The 18,431-nt window shown below is 39.1% G+C and carries 16 protein-coding genes; 15 read left to right on the forward strand and 1 reads right to left on the reverse strand.

Going from position 1 to position 18,431, the window contains the following annotated elements:
* From INQ00_RS05610 to INQ00_RS05615, 3 genes are all read left to right on the forward strand, one after another.
* Window positions 1-1,128 carry a PD-(D/E)XK nuclease family protein gene (locus tag INQ00_RS05610; protein WP_232086592.1) on the forward strand — a complete coding sequence of 376 codons (1,128 nt, stop codon included), beginning with the start codon at window positions 1-3 and terminating at the stop codon, window positions 1,126-1,128.
* On the forward strand, window positions 1,107-1,280 hold the full coding sequence (locus INQ00_RS09770; protein ID WP_232086593.1) for a hypothetical protein: 174 nt from the start codon (window positions 1,107-1,109) through the stop codon (window positions 1,278-1,280). Before INQ00_RS05610 ends, INQ00_RS09770 begins: the two co-directional genes overlap by 22 nt.
* Window positions 1,281-1,343: 63 nt before the next feature.
* A complete protein-coding gene (locus INQ00_RS05615; protein WP_197546454.1) occupies window positions 1,344-3,401 on the forward strand; it encodes an AAA family ATPase in 2,058 nt (685 codons plus the stop codon).
* A gap of 43 nt (window positions 3,402-3,444) precedes the next feature.
* Here the strand turns inward: INQ00_RS05615 and INQ00_RS05620 are convergent, their stop codons facing one another.
* Window positions 3,445-3,678, reverse strand: coding sequence for a zinc ribbon domain-containing protein (locus INQ00_RS05620; RefSeq protein WP_014065022.1), 234 nt, complete (start codon window positions 3,676-3,678; stop codon window positions 3,445-3,447).
* A gap of 201 nt (window positions 3,679-3,879) precedes the next feature.
* Here INQ00_RS05620 and INQ00_RS05625 point away from each other — a divergent pair, with 201 nt between their 5' ends.
* The 12 genes from INQ00_RS05625 to murC all read left to right on the forward strand — a co-directional run bounded on the left by INQ00_RS05625 (window position 3,880) and on the right by murC (window position 18,400).
* Window positions 3,880-5,454 carry a carbon starvation CstA family protein gene (locus tag INQ00_RS05625; protein WP_197546455.1) on the forward strand — a complete coding sequence of 525 codons (1,575 nt, stop codon included), beginning with the start codon at window positions 3,880-3,882 and terminating at the stop codon, window positions 5,452-5,454.
* A 208-nt stretch (window positions 5,455-5,662) separates the two neighbouring features.
* Window positions 5,663-6,121, forward strand: coding sequence for a division/cell wall cluster transcriptional repressor MraZ (gene mraZ / locus INQ00_RS05630; RefSeq protein ID WP_005696540.1), 459 nt, complete (start codon window positions 5,663-5,665; stop codon window positions 6,119-6,121).
* Between the two features lie 77 nt (window positions 6,122-6,198).
* Window positions 6,199-7,167, forward strand: coding sequence for a 16S rRNA (cytosine(1402)-N(4))-methyltransferase RsmH (rsmH, locus tag INQ00_RS05635; protein WP_197546456.1), 969 nt, complete (start codon window positions 6,199-6,201; stop codon window positions 7,165-7,167).
* 1 nt (window position 7,168) lies between these two features.
* Complete coding sequence (gene ftsL / locus INQ00_RS05640; RefSeq protein ID WP_005696538.1) at window positions 7,169-7,489, forward strand: cell division protein FtsL; 321 nt, start codon at window positions 7,169-7,171, stop codon at window positions 7,487-7,489.
* A gap of 14 nt (window positions 7,490-7,503) precedes the next feature.
* The gene (locus INQ00_RS05645; protein WP_197546457.1) at window positions 7,504-9,324 is read left to right on the forward strand and encodes a penicillin-binding transpeptidase domain-containing protein; all 1,821 of its coding nucleotides are present in this window, start codon (window positions 7,504-7,506) and stop codon (window positions 9,322-9,324) included.
* Window positions 9,325-9,338: 14 nt separating this feature from the next.
* Window positions 9,339-10,808, forward strand: coding sequence for a UDP-N-acetylmuramoyl-L-alanyl-D-glutamate--2,6-diaminopimelate ligase (gene murE, locus INQ00_RS05650; protein ID WP_197546458.1), 1,470 nt, complete (start codon window positions 9,339-9,341; stop codon window positions 10,806-10,808).
* An 8-nt stretch (window positions 10,809-10,816) separates the two neighbouring features.
* Complete coding sequence (gene murF / locus INQ00_RS05655; protein ID WP_197546459.1) at window positions 10,817-12,187, forward strand: UDP-N-acetylmuramoyl-tripeptide--D-alanyl-D-alanine ligase; 1,371 nt, start codon at window positions 10,817-10,819, stop codon at window positions 12,185-12,187.
* Window positions 12,181-13,263, forward strand: coding sequence for a phospho-N-acetylmuramoyl-pentapeptide-transferase (gene mraY / locus INQ00_RS05660; protein ID WP_049364429.1), 1,083 nt, complete (start codon window positions 12,181-12,183; stop codon window positions 13,261-13,263). Before murF ends, mraY begins: the two co-directional genes overlap by 7 nt.
* Window positions 13,264-13,325: 62 nt before the next feature.
* Window positions 13,326-14,639 (forward strand): UDP-N-acetylmuramoyl-L-alanine--D-glutamate ligase, encoded by a 1,314-nt coding sequence (gene murD / locus INQ00_RS05665; RefSeq protein WP_197546460.1) that lies wholly within the window; start codon window positions 13,326-13,328, stop codon window positions 14,637-14,639.
* Window positions 14,640-14,654: 15 nt separating this feature from the next.
* Window positions 14,655-15,839, forward strand: a complete 1,185-nt coding sequence (gene ftsW / locus INQ00_RS05670) for a putative lipid II flippase FtsW (RefSeq protein ID WP_177989554.1) — start codon at window positions 14,655-14,657, stop codon at window positions 15,837-15,839.
* A gap of 8 nt (window positions 15,840-15,847) precedes the next feature.
* Window positions 15,848-16,900: an undecaprenyldiphospho-muramoylpentapeptide beta-N-acetylglucosaminyltransferase gene (gene murG / locus INQ00_RS05675; RefSeq protein WP_197546461.1), complete on the forward strand. Its 1,053-nt coding sequence runs from the start codon at window positions 15,848-15,850 to the stop codon at window positions 16,898-16,900.
* Window positions 16,901-16,972: 72 nt separating this feature from the next.
* Complete coding sequence (murC, locus tag INQ00_RS05680; protein WP_197546462.1) at window positions 16,973-18,400, forward strand: UDP-N-acetylmuramate--L-alanine ligase; 1,428 nt, start codon at window positions 16,973-16,975, stop codon at window positions 18,398-18,400.
* The last annotated feature ends 31 nt before the right edge of the window (window positions 18,401-18,431 follow it).

Consider the following 18,431-nt stretch of genomic DNA (forward strand, 5'->3'; position numbering starts at 1 on the left):
ATGGCAAATAATATTAACCAAATTGTTGATTCTTTAATTTCTATCAATCAAGTGATAGAAAATTTTAGATTACAACGAGAAAAAAATGAGTTGTACGATTCTAATCGTTTTAACCCGTTTCAATTTTTACGAACGGATGAAATGGGATTGTCTAAGATTCTTGCATTTTTATTAGATCCAACAGAAACACATGGGCAAGGTGATTTATTTCTAAATAGTTTTTTAAAATTTATTGGTAAGCACCAATTTCTAGCTTACCAAAAAGTCAATATTTATTGCGAAAAAACAACTCAAGAAACAGCTCAGGAAACAGTTCAGGAAACAGCTCAAGAAACAATTCAAGAAAATCGTCGTCATGATATTTTTATTGAAGGTTTATTAGGCAATAAAATAGCCTGGGTGATTTCTATTGAAAATAAATTGCAAGGTGCGGTTGATCGGCCAAATCAAATGCATGATTATGCTAAAGATCTCAAAAATTATGTTTCAGAGTCTTATTTTCTTATTTATCTTCCTATATTTAGTAATAATCCACCAGAAAAATCTATTTCTGAAAAGGACTGGGCTAAATTAATAAGTGATAAGAAAGCAATGGTATTATCAGTAAGTATGCTTATACAGTGGCTTGACAATACTATAATTATTGCACCTGCAGTAAAACAATTTTGTAATGATTTTAAGAAGTTTTTAAGTGAGGATATTATGGGAAATACTCAGAATTCAAATGAATTGATTGAATATCTAATTAATAATGATAAGGCATTGTTTTCAGCATTAACTGTGCTTGAGACAAAGGAAACACTATATGAAAAACTTATGGCTATGTTAGTTGAACAGTTGAAAATTAGGTTTAATCGGTATACTAAATTAATAAATATTAATTTTGAATGTGGAGAGGATGAGAGTTTTAATAAAAAAGGATATGGGTTGTATATAGGTAATGATGATTTTGGCGTTTGTATTTACTTTAATAAAAAAGGGCTTGGTGACGCTTACTATGGTATTTATGCTAATCATGATAATTTATTTAATAATATACTTAATGTTTTTTTTTTTCAGAATTTATTAAAGAGAATGACTTTTATGACTCAGACAAGGATGACAATATGCCATTATGGAAATGGCTAGAAGATGAATATGAAGTATGGGATGCGGCAGTTCTTAGTAAGATTCCTAGTGGCGAGCTAGCGAATTATATTTTCGAATTATGGAAACCATTACTGGAGATCATCTCAAATAACTTAGATAAAATAAAAGAGCTAAAAATGGAAAATTCATAGCGACATCTTTTGTCGCACCCCTCACTAAAATACTCCTTACTAACCCAGTAAGGAGTATTTTTTATGTCCGAATATAAATTAAATCCACCAACAGTGTCTTCTTATACTGAAAATATGATGCTCAAAATTTTATTTGAGCATAAAGGTTTTTCCGAAGTATTTCGGGAGAGTAGTTGGCGAAACGATGAAATTGCTAGTGCGTTTGGACTGCCAGAAGAATTAGAGAATGATAAAAATTTACGCGTAGTTGCTCGTCGGCTTTTAAAAGAGCGTTATAAAACACTCCAAAAATCCACCGCACTTTTATCAGATTTATGGAAACAAGCTTATGAAAATTTGGCAAGTTTGGCGGAATTTTTGCAGCTGAATCCCGTTGAACAGGAACTTCTCCGCTTTGCCATGCACTTACGTAGTGAAGGACCTATGCAAGATTTGTTTAAGTGCTTGCCGAAATCGGATTTGCAAAGAACGGCTGCGATCATGGCGGATTTACTGAAACAGCCGAAAAATGAGATTTTGTCCGCCTTAAAGAAAGGTAGTAAACTCGATGCTTATGGGCTAATTGATCGGAATTATCGCCTAGATGGTGTGCAAGATTATTTAGCGTGGGGCGAAACTTTAGATTTTGACGAATTTGTAACACAGCCTCTAAATGAATATGCGCTATTGAAATCTTGTACAGAAATACCTCAAGTGCCAAGTTTGCAACTAGATGATTTTGTACATATTGCTAGCATGAAAGAGATGATGTTGACTTATTTGCAACAGGCACTAAAACATCATCAGAAAGGTGTGAATCTTTTAATTTATGGTGTGCCCGGCACCGGTAAAACTGAATTTGCCGGGTTGCTTGCTCAGACATTAGGGATTTCGGCGTATAACATTACTTACATGGATTCTGACGGTGATGTTGTGAAGGCAGAGCAACGCTTGAATTACAGTCGTCTTGCTCAAACGTTATTGAAAGGCAAGCAGGCACTTTTAATTTTTGATGAAATTGAAGATGTGTTTAACGGTTCGCTCATGGAGTGTTCTGTTGCACAAAAAAATAAAGCATGGACAAATCAATTGCTGGAGAATAATAACGTGCCGATAATTTGGTTGTCCAATTCGGTACACAGCATAGATTCAGCTTTTTTACGTCGCTTTGATTTTGTGTTTGAAATGCCAGATTTACCGTTAAAAAATAAATCGGCGTTAATTTCGCAGCTGGCAGGCGGTAAATTAACGGCGGAATACGTGCAGCATTTTGCCAAAGTGCGGTCGCTTTCGCCGGCGATTTTAACGCGCGTGTTCAATGTAGCAAATGCGGTTGATAACGGTAAAAAAGCTTTTTCTGAGGTCTTGCTGACGCTATTTAATGAAACTTTACAGGCACAAGGTAAAAAGAAAATTGAGCCGTTGGTGGAAAGTAAACTGAGTTATCAGCTTGAGTGGGTTTCCTGCAATGAAAATATTCATAAAATCAGTGAAGGATTAATGCGAACCAAGAAAGGCAGAATTTGCTGTTATGGCCCACCTGGCACAGGGAAAACTGCTTGGGCAGCTTGGCTTGCCGAGCAGTTAGATATGCCGTTGTTGCTTTGCAAAGGGTCTGATTTGCTCGATCCTTATGTCGGCGGAACAGAACAAAAAATTGCGGAGGCATTTGAATCGGCGAAGCGTGATAATTGTTTGCTAGTGCTGGACGAAGTGGATACCTTCCTGTTTTCACGCGATGGTGCAGAACGTAGTTGGGAGCGTTCACAAGTCAATGAAATGCTGACACAAATTGAACGCTTTGAGGGTTTAATGGTGGTGTCAACAAATTTAATTGAGGTACTCGATCCTGCAGCCTTACGCCGTTTTGATTTGAAACTGAAGTTTGATTATTTAACGCTGCCACAACGTTTAGATTTTGCTAAACAACAAGCGGAAATTTTAGGGTTGCCGTTGTTATCGGAAGAGGATTTAAGTCAGATTGAATCGCTTAATCTGCTGACGCCTGGAGATTTTGCCGCAGTAGCTCGCCGCCACCAGTTTTCTCCTTTTCAAAAGGTGCAAGATTGGCTGAGCGCGTTACAAGGTGAGTGTGAAGTGAAACCAGCATTTTCTGCAACGACAAGGCGGATAGGGTTCTAATTAAAGTGCGGTCAAAATTTTCATTATTTTTTGACCGCACTTTTTATTCTCCTGTCAGCCAACTTGCGAGCAAAATAACGATAGTGAAAATAGCGAACCAAATAAGGTGAAGTTTAGTACTTTTTCGATTAATTTCGGCATTATGTTGGCGTCGTTCTTCGAGTTTTTGTTTGTAAATTTCAAGATCTTCTTCTTTAAAAGAAAACCCACAATTTGGACAAAATTGGGCAGATTCGCTGATTTTTTTACGACATTCTGGGCAGCGGGTGAGAGCCATTGATGATCCTTTTTTAATTATTTTAATTTATAAACATATTGTAAGTGAAAAAAACGTAATGATAAACGTGACATGGATCACAAAATTGAAACAATATAAAAATTAAAATTTTGATTTTGATGATTTTCACTTAGAATACCGCCGACGAAGTCTAGTATATGACTAAATTTCGGTATTCATTTATTCCTGAGGAGTATTTTTATGTTGTGGTTTTTCTTCTGCGTGGCGTTATTGCTTGCAGGTTATTTCTTTTATAGTCGTGTAATTGAGCGCATTTTTGTGATCAATCCAAATCGTCAAACGCCAGCTTATACAATGAATGATGGCGTTGACTATATGCCAATGTCTAAAACCAAGATTTGGTTAATTCAATTATTAAACATTGCTGGTACAGGTCCAATCTTTGGTCCGATTCTTGGTGCGTTATACGGACCAGTTGCTATGCTTTGGATCGTAGTTGGTTGTATCTTTGCTGGTGCAGTACACGATTATTTCTGCGGAATGTTAAGTGTGCGTAATGGCGGGGCATCTATGCCAAACCTTGCAGGTAAATACTTAGGTCGTCCAGTTAAAGCATTCATTAACGTATTAGCTGTTGTGCTTTTATTATTAGTGGGTGTGGTATTCGTTGCAAGTCCTGCTCAATTAATGGGTACAATTACGATGGACGTATTCGGTGCTGCTACAAGTAGCATTTCTATTAGCAATGCGGAAGAAATCCATCAAGCAGCTGAAGCGGGCGGTATCACCGTTTGGGGTATGGACAAAGCGACTGTTATCAGTGTTTGGACTGCTATCATCTTCATTTACTATATTCTTGCGACATTACTTCCAGTTGATAAAATCATCGGTCGTATCTATCCGTTCTTCGGCGCATTATTGCTCTTTATGTCAGTAGGTATGGTATATGGTTTAGTCAGTGCAGATCTTAGCTCAGCGGATCCAATTTCTTTCTATCGTTCAGTGGACGGTATGTCTTTTGAGAAATTCTTCCAAAACTTTGAAACCCGTGCAGATTTACCATTATGGCCACTCTTGTTCTTAACAATCTCTTGTGGTGCATTATCTGGTTTCCACGCAACACAAAGCCCATTAATGGCTCGTTGTACTGAAAACGAAAAAGAAGCTCGTTTCATTTTCTACGGTGCGATGATCGGTGAAGGTGTGATTGCATTAGTATGGTGTGCGGTTGGTTTAAGTTTCTATGATTCTTTACCAGACTTATTAGCTGCAATTAAAGCAGGTTCTCCTTCTAAAGTGGTTTATGATTCTTCTATCCACTTCTTAGGTCTCGTTGGTGGTATTTTTGCGGTGTTAGGTGTGGTTGTTCTTCCAATTACATCAGGCGATACAGCATTCCGTGCGGCACGTCTTGTTATTGCAGAATTCTTCAACTTAGAACAAAAAACCTTAGCTAAACGTTTAATAATTGCTGTTCCATTATTTACGCTTGGTTTTATCGTATCAAAAATCGACTTCTCAATCTTATGGCGTTACTTCACTTGGGCAAACCAAACCACAGCGATGGTAATGTTATGGACTGCAGCAGCATACTTATACCGTTATAATAAATTCCACTGGGTATGTACAATTCCTGCGGTATTCATCAGTACAGTATGTTTCACTTACCTAGCATACAACAAAATTGGTTTCGGTTTAGACTATCAATTATCTGTTTATATCGGCTTAGGTTTAACAGCTCTTTGTTTAGTATTATTCTTCACACAGCTTAAACCATTAGGTGCACGTGACGAAGAAGCTTATGTAAATAACTAGTCAAATTGAGTTAAAAATTGAAAAACCGTTTGAGGAAAACCTCAAACGGTTTTTTTATTTATTTTATTACCAAAATTTACCAATCTTTACGTTTTAATTGCTTGCAAGTTAAGGTTACAACCGATAAACTTACACAAAGTGGTGAAAAGTGGAATTTTGTGGAGAATTCTGCTAATTTTTCTAAAAATAAACGTTTAAAGGTAGAAAAATGTTTCGTGGTGCAGCAGCGGTAAATTTAGATGCGAAGGGGCGTGTAGCGATTCCTACACGTTACCGTGCTGAAATCATGGAAAAGAACCAAGGCCAAATGGTTTGTACCGTTGATATTCGTCAGCCTTGTTTATTGCTTTATCCTTTAGATGAGTGGGAAAAAATCGAACAAAAACTACTTTCACTCTCCAACTTTGACCCAAATCAACGCCGTTTACAACGTGTTATGCTCGGTTATGCCACTGAATGTGAAATGGATGCACAAGGTCGTATTTTATTAAGTGGTCCATTACGTCAACACGCAAAATTAGAAAAAGGCTTAATGTTGGTAGGGCAGTTGAATAAATTTGAAATTTGGAGTGATACCGAATGGTATGCACAAATTGATGAAGATATCGAAATTGGCTCAAGTGCTGAATTCGGAGCTTCTGAAGAACTAAAAATGCTGTCATTATAGAACAGCAGCACTAGCAGGATAAGCGGTGCTTGCGCCGCTCTATCTTCTCTTTATCGATTTTGATTTAACGTTTACTTATGACTATGCAAAATTCCTTTTCTGCACCTGAACATATCACAGTTTTGCTTCACGAAGCGGTGAATGGTTTGGCGTTGAAAGAAAATGGAATTTATATCGATGGTACCTTTGGTCGTGGTGGTCATTCTCGTCTAATTCTTTCCCAACTTTCTGAACATGGTCGTTTAATTGCCGTTGATCGTGATCCACGTGCGATTGCTGAAGCTGAAAAAATTCAAGACCCTCGTTTTCATATTGAACATAATAGCTTTTCTCACATCCCAGATATCTGTCAAAAACTCGATTTAGTTGGTAAAATTGACGGTATTTTGCTGGATTTAGGCGTATCATCTCCACAGCTTGATGAAGCCGAACGAGGTTTCAGTTTTATGAAAGATGGTCCGTTAGATATGCGTATGGATACTACTCAAGGTTTATCTGCGGCAGAGTGGCTAAAACAAGTATCTGTTGATGATTTAACTTGGGTGTTAAAAACCTTTGGTGAAGAGCGTTTTGCAAAACGAATTGCTACTGCTATCGTAGAATTTAATAAAAGTGCGGTTAAAAATGGCACAGAATGTTTAAGTCGTACTTCTCAACTCGCTGAATTAATTGCTCAAGCCGTACCGTTTAAAGATAAACATAAGCATCCAGCGACGCGTAGTTTCCAAGCCATTCGAATTTATATTAATGCGGAATTAGATGAATTAGAAAGTGTATTAAATTCTGCATTAGATATGTTGGCACCAGAAGGGCGTTTATCGATTATCAGTTTCCATTCACTTGAAGACAGAATGGTAAAACATTTCATGCGTAAACAAAGTAAAGGTGAGGATATTCCGAGAGGCTTACCATTACGTGAAGATCAAATCCAACGTAATCAAAAATTAAAAATCATTGGTAAAGCAATTCAGCCAAGTGAGGCAGAAATTTCAGCGAATCCACGTTCAAGAAGCGCGGTATTACGTATTGCGGAAAGGGTGAAATAAGATGTTAGAAAATAGCGAACGTTATCCTTTACAACATATTCTCGTTGAAGATATTTTTTCTTCTAATAAATTGATTGTCGTCCTACTTTTATTAATTTTAGCCTCTGCAATGGGCACAATTTGGATGACCCATCAAACACGAGGCTTGATTTCTGAAAACGGGCAGTTGGTATTACAACACCAAGCGCTTGAAAACGAATATCGCAATTTGCAATTACAAGAAGCAACCGAAAGTGATAATACAAGAGTTGAATCCATTGCAATCGGTACATTAAAAATGCAACGTGTTCAAAGTGAACAAGAAGTGGTTATTTTTGAATAGGGATTTTGAATAAAATGGTTAGATTTAATTCTTCTAAGAAACCAGGAAAGCCAAAGAAAACAATTAGAAAATTGGCTCAACCTGCGTCAGTAAAACCAAATAAACCGAAGATGGTGTTTGAGAAATGCTTCCTTCGTGGTCGTTATCTCATCGCGACAAGTTTTATTTTCTTAGGCTTAGGCGCATTAGTGGCTCGTGCTGCTTATGTGCAATCTGTTAATTCTGAAACCCTTTCTGGTGAAGCGGACAAACGTTCATTACGTAAAGATGATGTCCTCTCTGTTCGCGGCTCAATTTTAGATCGTAACGGCCAATTGTTATCGGTGAGTGTACCGATGAGTGCAATCGTGGCTGAACCACGTTTAATGCTAAAAGAAAATGCATTAGATGATAAAGAACGCATTAAAGCCCTTGCTAATGAATTAAATATGACACCAGCGGAATTGGTGAAAAAAATTGAGAAAAATGCAAAATCAGGTTTCTTGTATTTAGCGCGTCAAGTGGAAGCGAGCAAGGCAAATTATATCCGTGAACTCAAAATTAAAGGTATCTCATTAGAGACAGAACCACGTCGTTTTTATCCACGTGTAGAAGAAGCAGCTCAATTAATCGGCTTTACTAACATTGATGGTAAAGGGATTGAAGGCGTTGAGGCAAGCTTCAACTCAATGTTAGTGGGTAAAGACGGTGCGCGTGTTGTTCGTAAAGACAAACGTGGTAACGTGGTTGAACATATTGCCGATGAGAAAAAATACGATGCACAAGATGTTACCTTAAGTATTGATGAAAAATTACAATCCATGGTGTATCGTGAAATCAAAAAAGCGGTAACTGAGAACAAAGCTGAATCTGGTACTGCGGTATTGGTGGATGTACGTACGGGTGAAGTATTAGCAATGGCAACCGCGCCTTCCTACAATCCGAATAACTTATCCAATGTAAAAGACGAGTTAAAACGTAACCGTGCGATTACCGATACCTTTGAACCTGGTTCAACCGTAAAACCTTTCGTTGTATTGACCGCACTTCAACGTGGCGCAGTCAGACGTGATGAGGTAATTAATACAGGTTCATTTACCGTAAGTGGTAAAGAAATTGTGGACGTGGCACCTCGCCCACAACAAACCTTAGATGAAATTTTGATTAACTCCAGTAACCGTGGTGTAAGCCGTCTTGCGTTACGTATGCCACCTTCTGCATTAATGGAAACTTACCAGAATGCGGGCTTAGGTAAAGATACAGAGTTAGGCTTAATTGGTGAACAACGTGGTGTATTAAATGCAAACCGTAAACGTTGGGCAGATATCGAACGTGCTACTGTGGCTTATGGTTATGGTATCACTTCAACACCATTACAAATTGCACGCGCTTATGCAACTTTAGGTAGCTTCGGGATTTATCGTCCGCTTTCTATCACGAAAGTTGATCCACCAGTCATTGGTCAACGTGTATTCTCAGAGAAAATCACGAAAGACGTAGTGGGCATGTTAGAAAAAGTCGCGATCAAAAATAAACGAGCGATGGTTGAAGGGTATCGTGTAGGCGCGAAAACCGGTACAGCGCGTAAAATTGAAAATGGTCACTATGTTAAGAAATATGTGGCATTTACAGCGGGTATTGCACCAATTAGCGATCCACGTTATGCACTAGTTATTTTGATTAATGATCCGAAAGCAGGGCAGTACTATGGTGGTGCGGTATCAGCACCAGTATTCTCGAGCATTATGGGTTATACCTTACGTGCTAACGGTATTGCACCAGATGCAGAACCAACAGAAAAAACAGCAAGACGTACCGTTCGCTTAAGCGATCAAAAATTTGAAAAAATGAATTAAGAAAAGGCAAAACAATGAAAAAATTGACCGCACTTTTTGATCTTCCGGTGCTTTCAGACATTAAAGTGAAGGCGATGGTGTTAGACAGCCGCAAGGTTACCCAAGGTGATTTGTTTGTGGCAGTAAAAGGGCATCGTTTTGATGCGAGTCAATTTGTTCCTCAAGCCATCTCTTCTGGCGCAAGTGCGGTCGTTTTGGAAACAGATTTAGAAAACGAGCATTTAAGCATCCAGTGGCAAAATAATGTGCCTGTGATTCATTATTATCATTTATCTGCCAATCTTTCTGCATTGGCAGGTAAATTCTATGAACATCCTTCCGAAAAACTGACTTTAGTTGGTGTAACTGGAACAAACGGTAAAACCACCGTTTCTCAATTATTAGCCCAATGGGCTACACTATTCGGCCATAAAGCAGCCGTCATGGGCACCATTGGTAATGGTTTATTAGGTCAAGTCAAAGAAGCCAAAAATACCACAGGATCAGCCGTTGAAGTTCAAGAAAATTTAGCTGATTTTGTAGAAAAAGGTGCAGATTTTGCTTCTATTGAAGTGTCTTCACATGGTTTAGTTCAACACCGTGTTGAAGCCCTTAAATTTAAAGCCGCTATTTTTACCAATTTAAGTCGTGATCATTTGGATTATCACGAGACAATGGAAAAGTATGCGGAAGCTAAAAAACGCTTTTTCATTGATTTAGCCCCAGAATTACAAATTCTCAATGCTGACGATCCAATTGGGGTTGCATGGTTAAATGAATTACCAAATGGTATTGCAGTCAGCTGTCGCCCAGATTTTCAACCAACTTCTAAACAATGGCTTTATGCAACACAGATTCGTTTTACTCACGAAGGTGCGGTGATTGATGTTGCTTCAAGTTGGGGTAATGGCACATTACATAGCCCATTAATTGGCGCCTTTAACGTGAGTAATCTGCTGTTAGCCACAGCTGTTTTATTGGCTTTAGGTTATTCTTTCGACGATCTTATCCGTACTGTTTCACAGCTAAAAGGGGTAAATGGAAGAATGGAATTGATTAAAAAAGCAGGTAAACCAACGGTTATCGTTGATTATGCCCATACTCCAGATGCATTAGAAAAGGCATTAAATGCCGCGCGTGAACACTGCAAAGGTAAACTTTGGTGTATCTTTGGTTGTGGCGGAGATCGTGATGCAGGCAAGCGTCCGCTGATGGCGAAAGCTGCTGAACAGTTTGCAGATTTAGTGATCGTAACCCAAGATAATCCACGCACAGAAGACCCAAATAAAATTGAAGCAGATATCCTTACGGGATTTAGCCGTATGGAAGATGTTGGAGTGATTCCAGATCGCGAAGAAGCCATTAAATTTACCATTGAGAATGCGGTTGAAAATGATGTGATTGTGATTGCCGGTAAAGGCCATGAAAACTATCAGATCATTGGGGATAAAACACTTCATTTCTCCGATCAAGAAGTGGCTGAAGCCTATTTAACGAAAAAATAAAAAATAGAATGATTAAACTAACTACCCAACAGCTTGCTCAAATTTTAAACGCTAATCTTATTGGAGATGGGCAGGCCGTTGTTGAAAATATCAATACAGATACGCGTAAAGCGGTATCCAACTCACTTTTCTTTGCATTAAAAGGTGAGCATTTTGATGCACATCAATACTTGGATAAAGCCGTTGAGCAAGGTGCGACAGCTTTAGTTGTGCAACAGGCCAACACTGAAATAGCAACGCCACAATTGGTTGTTGCAGATACGCGCTTAGCCCTTGGTCAATTAGCAAAATGGTTACGTGAAAAAATTAATCCTCGTACTGTGGCGATGACAGGCTCTTCAGGTAAAACTACAGTAAAAGAGATGACCGCATCCATTCTGCAACAAACAGCAGGCAATCCTGAGGCCGTGTTATTCACAAATGGTAATTTTAACAACGATATTGGCGTACCATTAACGTTATTACGCTTAACCGAACAACATAAATTTGCCGTTATTGAATTAGGTGCCAATCATCAAGGTGAAATTGATTACACCACGCATCTTGCTCAGCCTGAAGCCGCATTAGTGAATAATGTAGCGGCTGCACATTTAGAAGGATTTGGTTCAATTGAAGGTGTAGCACGTGCGAAAGGGGAAATCTATCGTGGTTTAACCCCAGATGGTGTAGCCATTATTAACAGTGAACATGATTATATTGAATTGTGGCAAAAAGAAATAGGTTCCCATGCTATTCAATATTTTAATGGTGGCGATTACAAAGCTGAAAATGTAAAACATTCACCTAATGGCTCGATGTTTACGTTAGTTTCGCCAAAAGGTAGTATTGAAATTAATTTGCCTTATTTAGGTGAGCATAATGTAAAAAATGCGTTGGCAGCGACCGCACTTGCTATGAATGTGGGCGCGAGTCTTGCTGATGTAAAAGCAGGTCTTGAACATCGTTCTCAAGTAAAAGGACGCTTATTCCCGATTCAAGTGAACGAAAATCTACTTTTATTAGATGATACTTACAATGCGAATGTTGATTCTTTACAAGCTGCGATTGATGTTTTAAAAGGTTATGATGCTTTCCGTATTCTACTCGTGGGCGATATGAAAGAATTAGGCGAGGATAGTCTAAAATGTCATCGACAAGTGGGCGAGCACGCAAAACAAGCTAAATTAGATTTGGTGCTTTCTTACGGAACAGAAAGTGCGGTCATTTCTGAAGCTGTTTTGGGAAAACATTTTACAGATAAAGCTGAATTGACAGCTTATGCGTTAGATATTATTAAACAGAAATTACAAGAAAACCAAAAAGTCGTCGTATTAGCGAAAGGCTCGCGCTCAATGAAAATGGAAGAGACGATTTATTCATTAAAGGATAGTTTATGTTAGTTTGGCTTGCTGAATACTTAGTTCGCTATGAAACGGCATTCAATGCCATTTCCTATATTACCGTACGTGCGATTTTGGCATTATTGACCGCACTTTTCATTTCTTTATGGATTGGTCCGAAAGTGATCAAACGCCTTCAAATTTTAAAATTTGGCCAAGAAGTGCGTAATGATGGTCCTGAAAGTCACTTTGCGAAAAAAGGTACGCCAACCATGGGCGGTGTGATGATTTTATTCTCCATCGGTGTGAGTACGTTATTATGGGCTAACTTAATGAATCCTTATGTTTGGATTTGCTTATTTGTGTTGTTTGGCTACGGTGCAATTGGCTTTGTGGATGATTTCCGTAAAATCACGCGTAAAAATACAGATGGTTTAATTGCGCGTTGGAAATATTTCTGGATGTCAGTAGTCGCATTAGTAGCGATCATTTGGTTATATTGGTTAGGTCATGATACAGATGCAACCCGTTTAGTGATTCCATTCTTCAAAGATATCATGCCGCAATTAGGCCTATTCTATATTGTGTTGTCTTACTTTGTGATTGTGGGCACAGGCAATGCGGTAAACTTAACCGACGGTTTAGATGGTCTTGCCATCATGCCAACAGCGTTAGTCGCAGGTGCATTTGCTTTAATTGCATGGGCGACTGGTAACGTTAATTTTGCAGAATACTTACATATTCCTTATATCAAATATAGTTCAGAAGTCGTAGTGTTCTGTACTGCAATCGTAGGGGCTGGCTTAGGATTCTTATGGTTTAACACTTATCCGGCTCAAGTCTTTATGGGCGATGTAGGTTCTCTAGCACTTGGTGGCGCACTCGGTGTTGTTGCCATCCTTGTTCGTCAAGAATTCTTATTAGTGATTATGGGTGGTGTATTTGTTGTTGAAGCCTTGTCTGTGATTTTGCAAGTGGGTTCTTACAAATTAAGAAAACAACGTATTTTTAGAATGGCACCAATTCATCACCACTTTGAATTAAAAGGTTGGCCAGAACCAAGAGTGATTATTCGGTTTTGGATTATCTCCTTAATGTTGGTGTTGATGGGGCTTGTAACGCTCAAACTAAGATAATTTTTGTAGGGTGCACTTGTTGCACCCTGCGTGATCCCAGAATACGAGAGAAGAAAAACAACATGACAAATCTATATCAAAATAAAACTATCACCATCATAGGCCTCGGAAAAACAGGCCTTTCTTGCGTTGAATATCTTCAATCTCAACAAGCGAATATTCATGTAATTGATACTCGCGAACATCCTGCTGGCGCGGATCAATTACCTAAAAATGTTCCTTTACACACAGGTAGTCTAAATCAACAATGGTTACTTGAAAGCGATATTATTGTCATTAGCCCAGGGCTCGCGGTAAAAACACCTGAAATTCAGACCGCACTTTCGGCAGGCGTAGAAGTGATTGGAGATATTGAATTATTCTGCCGAGCAGCAACGAAGCCAATTGTCGGGATTACCGGCTCTAACGGTAAAAGCACCGTGACAACATTAGTTTATGAAATGGCGAAATCGGCCGGAATAAAAGTCGGAATGGGGGGGAACATTGGCATTCCTGCGTTGTCATTATTAAATGAAGATTGCGAACTTTATGTATTAGAACTTTCCAGTTTCCAACTTGAAACCACTTATAGTTTAAAAGCGGCTGCAGCGACTGTGCTTAATGTGACTGAAGATCACATGGATCGCTATGTGGATTTAGAGGATTATCGCCAAGCCAAATTACGCATTTACCACAATGCAGAAACAGCGGTAGTGAATTTAGAAGATAAACTCACGTTTGGCGAAGGTGAAAATCAAGCTAAGAAGGTTGTGTCTTTTGCTGAAAATCAAGCGGATTACTGGCTAAAAACCGAAAACGGTAAACAGTACTTAATGGCGAAAGAGGAAGTCATTTTACCTTGTGATGAAGCGACCTTAGTTGGCCGTCATAATTACATGAATATTTTAGCCGCTACAGCATTAGCGCAAGCAGTAGGTATAAATTTAGAGGCAATTCGTACCGCACTTCGTCAATTTAAAGGCTTAGAGCATCGTTTCCAATTAGCCCATCAAGCGAATGGTGTTCGTTGGATTAATGATTCTAAAGCCACCAATGTAGGTAGCACCGTTGCAGCATTGGCAGGGTTATATGTTGAGGGAACGTTACATCTTTTATTAGGTGGTGATGGTAAAGGGGCAGATTTTTCTGAACTCGCTGATTTAATCAACCAACCTCATATTTCAACCTATTGCTTTGGTCGTGATGGCAAACAACTCGCAGCACTTTCAAGTCAAAGCCATTTGTTTGAAACTATGGAACAAGCCATTTCATTTTTACGTCCACATTTAAAATCAGGCGATATGGTGTTATTATCTCCTGCTTGCGCAAGTTTGGATCAGTTTGCCTCTTTTGAAAAACGTGGCGAAGAGTTTACTCGTTTAGCAAAATTAGCTTAAAGAATTAAGGTAGTAATGGAATTTATCAATAAAATAAAACAAAATTATGAACAATGGGCGAGAGTGACACCGCAAGGATTACTTTACGATCGCGCATTGTTTTGGCTTTTTGTCGTGCTATTGCTGATTGGTTTAGTAGCGGTAACTTCTGCTTCAATGCCTTACAGTGCACGCGTATTTAATGATACATTCTATTTTGCTAAACGTGATGCCGTTTATGTCTTACTTTCTTTAGCGACTTGTTATTTAACTCTCCAAATTTCTTCTTCTCAATGGGAAAAGTGGCACGCTAAAATTTTCTTACTAGCCATTGTTTTATTAATACTGGTTCTCGGTATCGGTACTTCTGTTAATGGTGCAAAACGTTGGATTTCTTTGGGGATTTTAAATTTCCAGCCTGCGGAATTTGCTAAGTTAGCTTTAACCTGTTTCCTCGCGAGCTATTTTACGCGTCGTTATGATGAAGTTCGAGGTAAAAAATTCAGTGCGGTTAAGCCTTTCATTGTGATGGGGGTATTAGGCGTATTCTTACTCGCTCAACCTGACTTAGGGAGTACAGTGGTACTATTTGTGATCACTTTCGGTATGCTTTTTATTGTTGGTGCAAATTTTTGGCAATTTATTTTGCTAATTGGTACAGGCATACTTCTCTTTATTTGGTTAGTCCTTTCTGCCTCTTATCGTTTAAAACGGTTTACCGGTTTCTTAGAGCCGTTTAAAGATCCTTACGGAACAGGATTTCAGTTAACGAATTCATTGATGGCGTTTGGTCGTGGTGAAATTAGTGGGGAAGGACTGGGTAACTCCATTCAAAAACTTGATTATCTTCCTGAAGCACATACTGACTTTATCATGGCGATTATTGGTGAAGAATTCGGTTTTATTGGTATTTTTGTTGTTGTCATTCTTTTAGGTTTATTGATTTTCCGTGCGATGAAAATCGGACGTGAATCACTCATGTTAGAACAGCGTTTCCGTGGTTTTTTTGCTTTGGGTATTAGTTTCTGGATTTTCTTCCAAGGGTTTGTCAATCTCGGTATGGCATTAGGGATGTTACCGACAAAAGGTTTAACTTTCCCGTTAGTGAGTTACGGTGGTTCAAGTATCATTATTATGTCGGCAACCGTAGGGATTTTATTGCGTATTGACCATGAAAATAGATTACAACGTGGTGGTCAAGCTCGTTTGAGAGATGATTAGGGATATTTATGAGTAAAAAATTATTAGTTATGGCAGGTGGTACTGGTGGACATGTTTTCCCCGCCATCGCTGTTGCTCAAACCTTACAAAAAGAAGGTTGGGAAATTTGCTGGTTAGGCACCAAAGATCGCATGGAAGCACAGCTTGTACCAAAACATGGCATTCCTATTCGTTTTATTCAAATTTCAGGGTTGCGTGGTAAAGGCATTAAAGCATTACTAGGCGCACCTTTTGCTATTTTAAGAGCGGTATTGCAAGCTCGTAAAATTATTCAAGAATATCAACCTAATGCGGTATTAGGCATGGGTGGTTATGTGTCAGGCCCTGGAGGTATCGCTGCAAAACTTTGTGGCGTGCCAGTTATTTTACATGAACAAAATGCCGTAGCAGGCTTAACCAATGAATGGTTGGCTAAAATTGCAACACGTGTATTACAAGCTTTTCCAACGGCATTTAAAGATGCCGAAGTTGTAGGAAACCCAGTTCGCCAAGATTTATTTGAAATGCCATCACCACAAGCGCGTTTTTCAGAAAGAAGTGGAAAATTGAGAGTACTTGTCGTGGGGGGAAGCCAAGGAGCTCGCGTACTCAATCAGACTATCCCACAAGTTGTTGCTCGTTTGGCAGATAAATTAGAGGTTCGTCATCAAGTGGGGAAAGGTTCTGTTGAAAGTGTGACCGCACTTTATGGTGAACATGCAGATTCGGTCAAAATTACAGAATTTATTGATGATATGGCGGAAGCTTACGCTTGGGCAGATGTGGTGATTTGTCGCTCTGGTGCACTAACAGTATGCGAATTAGCTGCTGTGGGGACGCCTGCGATTTTTATACCATTCCAGCATAAAGATCAACAACAATATTTAAATGCGAAATATCTTGCCGATGCAGGCGCAGCAAAAATTATTCAGCAAAATGAATTAAATGCAGATGTGTTAGTCGATTTCTTAGAAAAAACAGATCGTGAAACATTACTAGCGATGGCGATTAAGGCAAAAGAAATGTCATCACCATTAGCGGCTAAACGTGTAGCTGATGTCATCGTAGAGAACGCGAAATAAGAACAGAGAAGTTGAGGGATAGTAAATAAACCCTTAACCTAAAAGTGCGGTTAAAAATAAAGGTGAAATAATATGAAACATATTTCGGACGAGATTAGAAAGATTATCCCTGAGATGCGTCGGGTTCAACAAATTCATTTCATTGGTATCGGTGGTGCTGGTATGAGTGGGATTGCCGAAATTTTATTGAATGAAGGTTATGATATCTCTGGTTCTGATATTGCAGATGGTGTCGTGACTCAGCGTCTTGCTCAAGCTGGCGCAAAAATTTTCATTGGTCACCAAGCTGAAAATGTGAAAGGGGCAAGTGTGGTTGTGGTATCAAGTGCGATCCATGAAGACAACCCAGAATTAATCGCTGCTAAACAAAATCGTATTCCCGTGATTCAGCGAGCACAAATGTTAGCTGAAATTATGCGTTTCCGCCATGGTATTGCTGTTGCGGGTACCCATGGTAAAACCACCACCACTGCCATGATTTCGATGGTGTATACTCAAGCGAAACTGGATCCAACTTTCGTTAATGGTGGTTTAGTTAAATCAGCCGGTAAAAATGCGCATTTAGGTGCAAGCCGTTATTTAATCGCAGAAGCAGATGAAAGTGATGCATCTTTCCTACACTTGCAACCTATGGTTTCTGTGGTAACCAATATTGAACCGGATCATATGGATACGTACGGTGGTGATTTTGAGAAGATGAAAGCCACTTACGTGAAGTTCTTACATAACTTACCGTTCTACGGTTTAGCGGTGATGTGCGCAGATGATGCGGTATTAATGGAACTTGTTCCTCAAGTTGGACGTCAAGTATTAACCTATGGTTTCAGTGAACATGCTGACTACCGTATTGAGGATTATGAACAAACGGGTTTCCAAGGCCATTACACCGTAGTTTGCCCAAGTGGTGAACGCATCAATGTATTATTGAATGTGCCAGGTAAACACAATGCGTTAAATGCGACGGCAGCACTTGCTGTAGCAAAAGAAGAAGGTATTGGCAATGAAGCAATTTTAGAAGCGCTTGCTGATTTCCAAGGTGCGGGCAGACGTTTTGACCAATTAGGTGAGTTTATCCGTCCAAATGGTAAAGTACGCTTAGTGGATGATTATGGTCATCACCCAACAGAAGTTGATGTAACAATTAAAGCGGCACGCGAAGGTTGGGGGGATAAACGTATTGTCATGATTTTCCAACCTCACCGTTATTCACGCACTCGCGATTTATTTGATGAATTCGTGCAAGTATTATCCCAAGTGGATGCATTGATTATGTTAGACGTGTATGCCGCAGGCGAAGCACCAATTGTCGGTGCAGATAGTAAAGCACTTTGTCGTTCTATTCGTAATCTAGGAAAAGTCGATCCTATTTTAGTTTCTGATACGGAACAACTTGGCGATGTATTAGATCAAATTATTCAAGATGGTGATTTAATTCTTGCCCAAGGTGCGGGAAGTGTAAGCAAAATTTCTCGTGGTTTAGCTGAGAGTTGGAAAGCATAAATACACCGAAAAATAACCGCACTTTTGATGA

It is taken from the genome of Haemophilus parainfluenzae, from assembly GCF_014931275.1.
Taxonomy (GTDB): Bacteria; Pseudomonadota; Gammaproteobacteria; order Enterobacterales; family Pasteurellaceae; genus Haemophilus_D.